Annotated in this window: 12 protein-coding genes and 1 pseudogene; 2 read left to right on the top strand and 11 right to left on the bottom strand. The window is 46.3% G+C overall.

Features of this window, described 5'->3' with window-relative positions; all coding sequences use genetic code 11:
- Window positions 1-140: 140 nt before the first annotated feature.
- Complete coding sequence (locus tag ACLGGO_RS34030) at window positions 141-674, bottom strand: hypothetical protein (RefSeq protein WP_446422633.1); 534 nt, start codon at window positions 672-674, stop codon at window positions 141-143.
- 55 nt (window positions 675-729) lie between these two features.
- On the bottom strand, window positions 730-1,359 hold the full coding sequence (locus tag ACLGGO_RS34025) for a siphovirus Gp157 family protein (RefSeq protein WP_446422632.1): 630 nt from the start codon (window positions 1,357-1,359) through the stop codon (window positions 730-732).
- Window positions 1,360-1,454: 95 nt separating this feature from the next.
- Between ACLGGO_RS34025 and ACLGGO_RS34020 the strand changes: the two genes are divergently transcribed.
- Window positions 1,455-2,789, top strand: a complete 1,335-nt coding sequence (locus tag ACLGGO_RS34020; protein ID WP_446422631.1) for a hypothetical protein — start codon at window positions 1,455-1,457, stop codon at window positions 2,787-2,789.
- A gap of 496 nt (window positions 2,790-3,285) precedes the next feature.
- Here the strand turns inward: ACLGGO_RS34020 and ACLGGO_RS34015 are convergent, their stop codons facing one another.
- From ACLGGO_RS34015 to ACLGGO_RS33995, 5 genes are all read right to left on the bottom strand, one after another.
- Complete coding sequence (locus tag ACLGGO_RS34015; protein WP_446422630.1) at window positions 3,286-4,518, bottom strand: RNA-guided endonuclease InsQ/TnpB family protein; 1,233 nt, start codon at window positions 4,516-4,518, stop codon at window positions 3,286-3,288.
- A 178-nt stretch (window positions 4,519-4,696) separates the two neighbouring features.
- The gene (locus ACLGGO_RS34010) at window positions 4,697-4,807 is read right to left on the bottom strand and encodes a sigma-70 factor domain-containing protein (protein ID WP_446422629.1); all 111 of its coding nucleotides are present in this window, start codon (window positions 4,805-4,807) and stop codon (window positions 4,697-4,699) included.
- Between the two features lie 255 nt (window positions 4,808-5,062).
- Window positions 5,063-5,722 (bottom strand): hypothetical protein, encoded by a 660-nt coding sequence (locus tag ACLGGO_RS34005; RefSeq protein ID WP_446422628.1) that lies wholly within the window; start codon window positions 5,720-5,722, stop codon window positions 5,063-5,065.
- A 60-nt stretch (window positions 5,723-5,782) separates the two neighbouring features.
- Window positions 5,783-6,937, bottom strand: a complete 1,155-nt coding sequence (locus ACLGGO_RS34000) for an RNA-guided endonuclease TnpB family protein (RefSeq protein ID WP_446422627.1) — start codon at window positions 6,935-6,937, stop codon at window positions 5,783-5,785.
- Window positions 6,938-7,021: 84 nt separating this feature from the next.
- Window positions 7,022-7,306: a hypothetical protein gene (locus tag ACLGGO_RS33995; protein ID WP_446422626.1), complete on the bottom strand. Its 285-nt coding sequence runs from the start codon at window positions 7,304-7,306 to the stop codon at window positions 7,022-7,024.
- Between the two features lie 101 nt (window positions 7,307-7,407).
- Here ACLGGO_RS33995 and tnpA point away from each other — a divergent pair.
- Window positions 7,408-7,643, top strand: a pseudogene (gene tnpA, locus ACLGGO_RS33990) (IS200/IS605 family transposase); the annotation flags it as partial.
- A 112-nt stretch (window positions 7,644-7,755) separates the two neighbouring features.
- Here the strand turns inward: tnpA and ACLGGO_RS33985 are convergent.
- From ACLGGO_RS33985 to ACLGGO_RS33970, 4 genes are all read right to left on the bottom strand, one after another.
- Window positions 7,756-8,103, bottom strand: coding sequence for a hypothetical protein (locus tag ACLGGO_RS33985; protein WP_446394661.1), 348 nt, complete (start codon window positions 8,101-8,103; stop codon window positions 7,756-7,758).
- 3 nt (window positions 8,104-8,106) lie between these two features.
- The gene (locus ACLGGO_RS33980; protein ID WP_446422625.1) at window positions 8,107-8,823 is read right to left on the bottom strand and encodes a PD-(D/E)XK nuclease family protein; all 717 of its coding nucleotides are present in this window, start codon (window positions 8,821-8,823) and stop codon (window positions 8,107-8,109) included.
- A 146-nt stretch (window positions 8,824-8,969) separates the two neighbouring features.
- A complete protein-coding gene (locus ACLGGO_RS33975; protein WP_446422624.1) occupies window positions 8,970-9,545 on the bottom strand; it encodes a hypothetical protein in 576 nt (191 codons plus the stop codon).
- An 89-nt stretch (window positions 9,546-9,634) separates the two neighbouring features.
- The coding region (locus tag ACLGGO_RS33970; protein WP_446422623.1) for a hypothetical protein at window positions 9,635-9,829 on the bottom strand (195 nt) is incomplete at its 5' end.

Genomic DNA, 9,829 nt, shown 5'->3' with positions numbered 1-9,829 from the left:
TTCCGAGTTGGCAATTGCTGTAGAGTTGAATCAGATCTCGCTCTCGTTGAGTTAAAGGACGGTTTCGGGTCATAATAAGTCAAAAGCCTGCCTGAAAAGCCTTGCGAAGGGTTAAAAGGCAGAAAATATGCTAACTGTGGTTACACCAAGCGACGCTCTAGGTCGTCTTCCCAAGCTGTATCAGCAGCGACTATTGTCGAACTGAGCGAGTCTTTATCCAGGAGAATCAGATACTTCCAATTCCACTGAAAACCCTGGTGGGGCGCGGGCTTTATAAAGCGACCAATAACCACGCCAAAGTCGGTCTCCACTAACCCTTCCAGGGGCTTCCAGCGAAGAGGCTCACCGTATTCAAACTGGGGGATATTAAAATTGGTAAGCTTCTGGCTTGCTTGAGGCAGGATGCTGTCAACTAAAGGCAAATCAGAGATTCCCCTGCTATCCCCTTGCCGAATTGCATTCAGGTAGGCGGAGATTAAGCTTTCTTGGAGACTAGAGGTTAACTGTTCAATCAACAAAGCGGCGATTGAATCCGGTTCATCTTCCTGAATTTGTTGCCACTGAGTCTCATTCATTTTTTCCAAAAAAGTGCTCAATTTCCCCAGCAGGTCTGATATGCCAAAATCCTGTAAGGCTTGCTGATAGCCCTCTTGATAACCAATGGGTTTGATCATGAATATAGCTCCTGTTTAAGTCAATCCCGAATGCAGGAACATTTGGGTGTTGACTTCACCGCTTGTTCTTGATTCGTTTGGGTCGCAACTTGAATCGCACTTGTTTGCCAAGGGTGACATCTGCGATGGCGCTAACGTCTACTCCGGCTGCATAAGCAGCAGCAATCTCATCTGTGAGGGCAACTGTGCGGGTACGAGTAGCTTTGAACGGGTCAGGAAACAGTGGGTTATCGGGCGACAGTTTGAGTGTCACTTTGGGTCGGCTGTTATCGCGGATTTCAATAGTGCGAGTTTTGCCAACCAGATAACTATCAACCAGACCTATTTGCTCAAGTTGGATTAAACCCTGTTTCATAGCATCCAACTCTGACTCTTTGCGCTCAATTATCTGGTCGCACATTTTTATTAGATGCTCTTTTTTAAGCTTCCAGAGTTCGATATCATTCTTAATAGAATCAGCAGCAAAGCAATACCCATCCACCTTGGATTCGGTAGCCTCAGCTATCCAAGATTGAATCAGGTTGAGTAACTGGTCATGGGGAGTTGCTGCAATGAGTTCGGCTAGGTTTGCCGCTTCAAAGCAGAGTTCCCTCAGGGTAAAGGTACGGAATTGGGCTTCTAATTCAGTGAGGGTTAGTTCGCCAGTTTCTTGGAGTTCACTGGCATCTATTGTAGAAAGAATCATTTTTCCTTGGGTTCTCTTCACAAGTAGCAGCGCGACAGCGCCCTCGCAGATTGGGAAAGGAAAAACCAGAGGAAAACCGAGCCACAATAGAGATTATGACACCTCCACCCCGCTTACACCTGCTCATAGCACGAGCTGCGCCCAAGATACTGATTATACGGCGCAGTCCCTCACGGGTCTACCATTTCATCGCCTGGGACACTGCCACTGACCAGTTTGAACCCGGTTCGTGGTTTCGTGGCAAGCTGTATGTTTATCGCTGCGACCTGTCGTTTGATGGGCAGTGGCTCGTCTATTTTGCCCTTGGTCCCAGCCGCGAACTCTGGTCTTGGGTAGCACTCTCTCAACCCCCTTGGCTGCGTGCCTTGACCTTGTGGCCCAAAAACGATTCCTGGCACGGAGGTGGAGTTTGGCTGAACGAAAAGCGATTGTGGCTGAATTTACCTCCCACCGCACAACCTCGACCTACAGATACCCCACCATCAGAACTGGGTATACAAATAGAGCAATCTCTTTCTCACTATGGCGAAGATGAAGGTCCCTTCTACCGTCGCTTAGAGCGCGATGGCTGGCAACGTGCTGGGGACTGGGCTTTGGGTCAAAGGGAGAAAACGGCATTGGGCTATTTGTTCCACAATGACCCTGGCTGGTTCCTGCAACCGACACCCACTCACCCAACGCTGCGGATGTTCTATCGCGGCTACTATTTTAATCGGGGTCGAGTCTATGCCTACACCCTCGACGGCTACCCCCAACTGTTAGATGCTGCCGTGGAATGGGCTGGCTGGGATCAATTTGGCAGGTTAGTTGTGGCTAGGATGGGAGGTATTGAACGCTATAGTTTAGACGACCTGAAACGCGGTACACCTTCATTCCGCTACGATCTGAAGAACCTAACACCACCACCCCGAACCCCACGGACAAGTTCGTCAACACCCGCCTCGTCAAAACCGCCCCTCTCTCCAGGACCTGATGATTTTGGTCGCTATCCTTATTTGGGCGATCCAAGTCATCTGTGCCGTGCTGTGAAGATGGCGGGTCACCTTATCCACTCGCCAACTGACCTCCAAGCGATCGCACCAATTCTGCGGGAAGATAAGACTTGGCCCTTTGAGAAGCCCCAGACGTATATTGTGAACCTCGATGGTGTGTTCGTTCTGGGCGGAAGACTCAATGAACACGCCGAAACTGCCAGTGGGGAGCCAGTGCTAGCAGCAGGGGAGGCGACGTTGGAAGAGCAGCCTGATGGAACGTGGCATATCACGGCAATTAATAACCGTTCTTACGGCTATATGCCCACTTCTGCGTCTTGGATAGCAGTAGAGCGGGCGTTGACGGGAACAGGCATTCCTTATCCTCAAGACGGCTTCACTGAGATTTATCCGCACGAAGGAACTTGGGCGGATGTGTTAGCTGTGCTAAGAGAATAGGGATATTCAGTAAAAATAGACTTGCCAACAATCAATCCTTAGCCATCAAAGCCTGGGATGCTGCCTTAATTTTGGCACTAGCATGAGTTCTTTTTTTCAGGGCATCTTTTCCAAGTCAAGTTCAGCCACTTTTTGCAAATACTCCAACCTCTTTTTGAGCGTTTTGTGCCGGGGCTTCTCAACCCAATATTCGTATTTTTTGCCAGTACAGCGTTTTCAGACTCGATGTGATACAGCTAGACAAGAGTAGAACTGCGCTATCTGCTTGTGACTGTACTACACCGTGTTAGAAAGTGCTGTATGTTGCAATTGGGGACAATAGCATTCAACCAGATGCCCCAGATATCCCACTAATCTTTTTACGGGACGCATCCAGGCTTTGTTTCATCCCTCGGATGAATCGCGAGGGCTTTCACCATCGCTTGCCTGTAACTTGACTGGTTCTTTTAGATGTAGGATGCAGGCAAAGGGTCTGCCAGGAAATAGGAAAAATAAACTACCCAGACTTGCTATCGCTGAAGTCTGGGTTTTCAGCAGCCCTGAAGTCGTCAAATAGGCTAAGCTGAACATACTCAATTGTTCTTTTTAACCTGCATGATAACCCCGTGCCTCCAGGCTGGTTTATAGACTGCCCCACAAGTGCAATATTATTAGCTCCGTTGAAATCGGCATCCCCATGCCATCCACAATGCCCACACCTGAAAGTCTTGCCACTACGGTAAGACTTTCCTTTTATTGGGTGAATGTGCAAGCATTTATGGCATTGTTGTGAAGTATAGGCTGGAGGAACAGGAATAACTCGAACGCCGAACAAGAGCGCTTTATATTCGATAAACTGACGCAATTGATAAAACGCCCAACTATTAGAGCGTCTACGCTCAGTCTTGCTTCTAGGCTGCTCGTTAGTTCTTTCTCTGATTCCCGTGAGGTCTTCTATGGCAATCGAGGCACTTAACTCGACTGCTCTGTTGACCACTGCCTTAGAAATACCGTGATTGAGCCACTGTTGATAGCGTCTCTCCCTACCCGACAGCCGTTTCAAGATTTCCCGGCATCTACGCCGAGTTGTCCTTGTGCCTTTCGGGGCTTTCTTTTGGAAAGATGCTCTAACTCGAGAAAACTTATCGCGAACTCGCTGAATACCTGCACCGTCCCAATTTTCGCCTTCTGAAGTTGCAGCAATATCACGCCTGCCTAAGTCGATACCAAGAACCTTATCGGTATCTGGCGAGTCGGGCGCATCATCTTTAATTTGGATGTGCAGATAAAACTTCCCGTCGCGATGCTTACACAACTGAGCTGATGTTGGTTTTCTTCCCTTGAGTTTGCCTCTTTGGTAGTTACCAGCATTTAGCTCAATGTGTTCCCTGCCGTGAATAGTCGCAAGACTCACAGTCCAGTCTGGCTCACGAAATCGAAACAAGTCTTTATCGCAGTCCATACTGGTCGGGGCAAAGCTTTTAACAGGCTTGCCTTTTTGATTAGCTACCTTGCGGTTAGTCGAGACCCGCGCACAAGCCCTAACTGCCATATTCGCCACAAGACCGAATTTACTCTTGATAGTTTGGTAGGTTAGGGACTGAATAGCGATTTTATTGGTCAGCCTTGGATTTGTGTGTTCATTAACATAGTTACAGGCAGCAGCAAACGCCTGAAGAGTTGCCTCGATTTTGGCAACTTGTTCAGGCGTAGGTTGAAGCTTTACAACTACCGTCAGGACTTGTTTCATAACTAGATTATACCACTTATCGGGACAATAATAGAAATACTTTGGGGATTGACCGATGGCATTTCTCGCTATCCCCCTACGGGTTATCTCCGCTGCGCTGCGATTGAACCCGTAGCCCAGTAAATGCGCCCTAAAAGAGGCAATTGCCCCGCTTTGATAAGGGCGCTGGTCGTTGCAATCATGGGCTAATGAGCGTTATTGTTTCTTCGGAGTCACCTTCCTCAGTCAGCAGTGGTATTCTGCCCGTTTGTTTGAGAAAGTCTCTCACGGGATCTGGCAATTTTTTCATTTTTAATACCTTCAATTCCCTGGATTAATCGCTGCCATGAATAATTATCTAGACAGGACAACCCTTTGATGGCTGCCTGGATGGTTTTAAATTTGTTGAGGGCATAGTCAGATTCATCAAAACCCGTTAATTGGAGGAATTGATAGTAGTCAATATGCCAGTATATAGCTCCTAAAGTCTCAAAGAATTCCTGCCAATTAACTGAAGGTTTATTGGTTGGCTGCATTTTGGGTAACTATTGAAAATTAGATGTGGCTAATCAAACAAGGATAACTGCTGGAAACTTGTCGGTTCGGGTTGTACCTGTTCGACTGGCTGGTGTTGATTTGTTCTTAAGGATTTGCGCTGGCGCTTTCCTACTCCTCGCTCAGCGGCGAGGAGTACCACTCGCTGGCGGATGTCCCGTGCTAATTCTTCATAGTCTTGACGAATTTGGGCATAAGTAATAGGATGATTTATGCCCATTAATTCCCAGAATGTTTGACCCGGTGGCAGTTTTTGATGTTGGGTCAAAACTTGATTACCCAGATACATATAAACTTCGTACCAGCGATGTGATAACGGAGCTTGCATGGTGGCAGGGTACATAACTGCCAGAGCTTCTTCAGGCGTTGCTAGTTCACCGATTTCCCCAGCGTCGATTTCGGTGGCGATTGATTCAAATCGAGCTAGGGGAATGGCTTCAAGTAGCCACTGGGGAATCGTATCTTGCCAACCGCTATTGTGGGTAATAATAGGTCCGGCTAAGTATCTTTGGTGAGGAAGGCTGCATCCGGCTAATTCTAGCAAACAAGCGGAAAATTGCTTATCCATCCCCATTGTTAGGAGGGCTTTAATGGCAGCTATTGTACTTGGACTGAGACAGGGAGTAGAGGCTGATGTTTCTAGGTTGAATAGAGGTAAAGTTTGGCTCATCGCAGGAGTTGTTTGGTTGAAACCTCTCCCGGTTCCGCTACGCTAAAATCGGGAGATTCCTCAGAAGCTTATATCTAGCTTTTCACTCGTCCCAGAGGAAGCTATCTGGCTAGACTTTTCTAAGACGCTACGAATCAGCTCTACGGGGCTATGACTGCACCGACTTTCAGACGCGCTTACTCGATTTGCCGATTGTTGATATTGTTGCCATGCCCGTAGCAGGGCGGTTTCCATCCCTGGATACTCGGATTGAGCATTCTGCAATGACAACACATCGTCATAAACGTGACGACTTAAAAACGCACTCATCAAGTCACGGTGCATTACTACGCCTGACTTATCGTAATGAACTCGTTCTGACAGAGATTTTTTGATACGTTCCCCTGTTAAATGAGTTTGAGAGAGTGCCGTTTTCGTAGTCGAAAACTGATAGAACGAACCGCCAGCTTTCTCAGCTTTGCGTTTCAGTTCTGACTGAAAAGAACCAGGGGACTTAGCGCCAATCGCTTTTCCCCAATTCTTTTGCCATCCCTTTACAGAAACCTTTTCAGTCTTGATTTGGTTTCCGTTTCTGAGAATGTCATTAACTAGGCGACGATTTTGAGACTTGCAGTACTCAGCTTTACGCCGCTCTAATTCTCGCTTTTGACGCGCAAGAGCATGATAACGCTTGGATTTATTCCACGAAGAGCAACCTTTTTTCGGCTTCCCTTTTTTCAGGATAGCCTTACGTCCCTTCCTTCCTAAGAAGTCAGGTTCGTAGTTATCAGGATTGGACTGCCGTTGTGACCGTTGCATCTTTCGCTGCAAGCTACTAATCTCACGCTCAAAGGTCGGAACCTTCTCGGCAAAGGGTAACAAGCCAGCATTGCTGTCAGCCACATAAGCCACATTGGAAATATTCAGGTCTAATCCAACAACTCCAGGATTAACAAAATTAGCAGCTTTTTGATAAGGCTCCCCTTTGTTGATTAACTGAGCATACCAGCGACGTTTACCGTTAATTTCTTTCCAGAGAATCCGGACGTATTTGATTTCGCTGTTGATGCCATGCATCATTACAGGGTTATTGGGGCGAATCAGGGCGTTGAGTTTGAGCTTTCCCCAAAGAAGGTGCTCCCCAGTCCAACGGATACCCTGCTTGTTGGTCTTGCCCTCCATGCTGCGGAACCGAGAAGGAACCTTGAATCGTACTTTCTTAGCACGACCAAACATTACCTTTTCTGTTGCTTGGAAGGCACGAGTCGCTAACTTTTGCTGAGTATTGGAATCGACTTTTTGAGCAATCCACTTAGAGGCTTATGCGACTACCGTTGCATAAGCTTGGATGTCGTATTCGGAATATCTATATTGCTTTCTTGCTTCAGCAAATGCCTTTGTTCTAGCTTTACCCTTGGGCAGTGTTTTGGCTGATTGGTATTGAGAAGATTTTTGCACTAACCGCATCCGAACCATTGCCTCGTTGAGCAAAGCATTATAGAGTTGCCGACCCACTTGGAAGCGAGAAAGCAACTCTGACTCTGATTGACTGGTTACAACAAGGGGGATGGTTGTAATGAATGAAGGGGTAGTGCTTTTAGCCATACTGGAGAAATCGAGAATGTTAGTTGCCTAAAATGATTGACATCGACCTTTTAATCAGGATAGTTTTAATTTAGACAAATGTCAACAAAAAAGGTTGATTCATTAAAGCACTAGAGATAGCGCCTGACCATGTTCATTTGCTCGTAGAATACGATACTGACCACTCAATAGCACAAGTTGTCAAAGCCTTTAAAGGACGTTCGTCTCATGAACTCAGAGCCAAGTATCCTCACCTTAAAAAATGCCCTCTATGTGGACAATAGGATATTTTCATGACACTACAGGCAAAGTTTCGACAGCGGTGATTTTGGCTTACATCAACGACCCTCACCACTCTAAAAAAAAGCGGCAAATAAATTTGCCGTGTCGCGTTTCCGCCCCCGTTTGGAAAACGGGAGCTACCACGCTCCCGCTTGTTAGATGGTGTAAAAAGCACTAGTAAGTAAAAATTAATCGGATGGCTGGGCGATAAAGTTCAAAGCGTTAGTTTTTGAACCGTGGGGATTGCTGCGATTAATTAAGTAGCAAATAAGTTCGGTGGGGATTCCCCAGGCTTTGCATTCCCAAACTGTGGTCAGCCTTTCCGAAGGTCTAACAACAGCACTGGTGCAGAGTGAATGAGTCAGAATAGCATCCCTGAAGGTTTTGGCTTCCGTCTCTGTTTCAAAGCCAAAATAGGAAACCTTTCTGGAACCATCTGGGGCGGTAATGGTGGCAATTCTTTTCGAGAGGATGTTAAATCGCCACCCATCAGGAGTCAAATCAATTCGTTTGACGGTTATTGAGTTTTGAGTCATGGATTAGAGTTCAACTTCTGGAATGGAAACTACATAATCTTTTGCAGATAGTTGACCTTGAAGAAACGCGGTGAGAGGGTCTTGGTCGGTTGGGGTAGACGTATTGATTCCACTTGGCTCCCTCAGTTGGCTCAGGGTTGCTTCAAGCCGGTCTTTAAATGCATCGTGTTGTTCCTGACTGTAGCCAAATCTCAGACATTTGGGTGACACTTCATCTGTGAGGAGCCAATAGGTTAATGAAATCTCTTCAGCTAAATAGGTGTCAGTGTCAGCTAAAAGATAGAGTTTAAGCTGTGTATGCCAACTGTTTTCTAGATACTCTTGGTGAATTGGGTAAACTGTCCAATCAATAATTTGAGCGGATTGGTAATTTCGGATGATTAAATCACAAGTTGACGACAAAATAATGTCACTATACATTACCTGTATTTGCTCATCCCAAGTTTTCCTGTTCTCCGGACTTCTCTCAAAGATTTCCGGCGCATTTTGGCTTAGCTGATTAACCCAATGCTTAAGCTGAGGGTAATTTGCCAACAATGAGTCCACGGGTAAACCCATTAGGTGCTGTCTGATGATTTGGTGGAACTGCCGTCCCAACTCCAGCCGCTCTTTTTGTTGTGGGGGTATCGTAGGAGCGACCCACCCTTGGTAGACTTTGCGGAACTGGTTTGGGTCTTTTTCTAGTAAGTTCAGAAGATTTTCATTAAGGTAGTAGTGCATGGGGCGCTATCCATTTTAATTTCGCTATTTTTGCAGCGCGGAAGCGCCCCTATTACAAATGAATAGAGTGTGATTTCGGTCAAGGTTTTATCTTGTCCGAAATTAGAGTTGAATTCTTTATGAGTTCTGCTCTCTGCCTTCTTAAACTAATTCCAAATAACAAACTTTGAACGGGTTTCCAAATCTTCTGTGTCGTAACTCAATGAGTTCATTTTCTGAGTGGTAATGGCTTGAGAATTTAGTCGGAGTAAAAGCTCATCCCAGTTAGCGGGAGAAAATTCCAAGTCCACGGTGGGGTCAATCAGGGGCAATGTAGAATGGCGCTTTAAAAGTTGTGGGAGATTCACGTCAGGCAACGGTAACGCTTCAAAGGCATAGCCAAACCAATGATTACCCCGACGAGATGTTTGGGGGATTAAAGTAACCTTAGTAAGAACCGAGGATATTTCACGTTCTGTGGTGTAGTGTAAAAATGAAGACAAAGCATTGGATTTGCCACTATTGAGTAAAGTAAATGACCAATTCAGTTCAGCATTTAAAAAGCACAACCCAATCCAATCTTGCTCTGGCATATTGGGAAAGGGTTCGCCTCGAACGGGTGGTGTGGCATGGAGAATTATCATGTCTAGGGATTCTCCAACGTCTTCTAGGCGGAAGGGGGACTCCATTACTCGATAGATGTGTCCTGATGCTCGATTTAAGCGGTATCGTTGAATTTGCATGGTTGAACGGTTTAAAGATTAAAACGTGCCAGAAACTTTCTAGTCCTGGCACTTTTATGGCAGGCGCGTGAGCGCTGAAAACACTTGTGTTAGCTATAAAATTGTACGAACGGTTTATAGCTTAGTTCAGGTGTTTCCGAATAGGTAAGAATCCCGTAGTACCTATTGGTTCGATAGGTGCTTGGACAGGAACGGAAGGCATTAATAATGGCTGATTTGAGGGGGCGAGAGTCGGGGGCGACGGCGACGCGATCGCTACCATAGAGTTTACAATGGGTCAGGGT

Source organism: Coleofasciculus sp. (assembly GCF_046565525.1).
GTDB lineage: Bacteria > Cyanobacteriota > Cyanobacteriia > Cyanobacteriales > Coleofasciculaceae > Coleofasciculus.
Note: the sequence above shows the minus strand (reverse complement) of the source record. Positions and strands in the feature narration are given on the sequence as shown.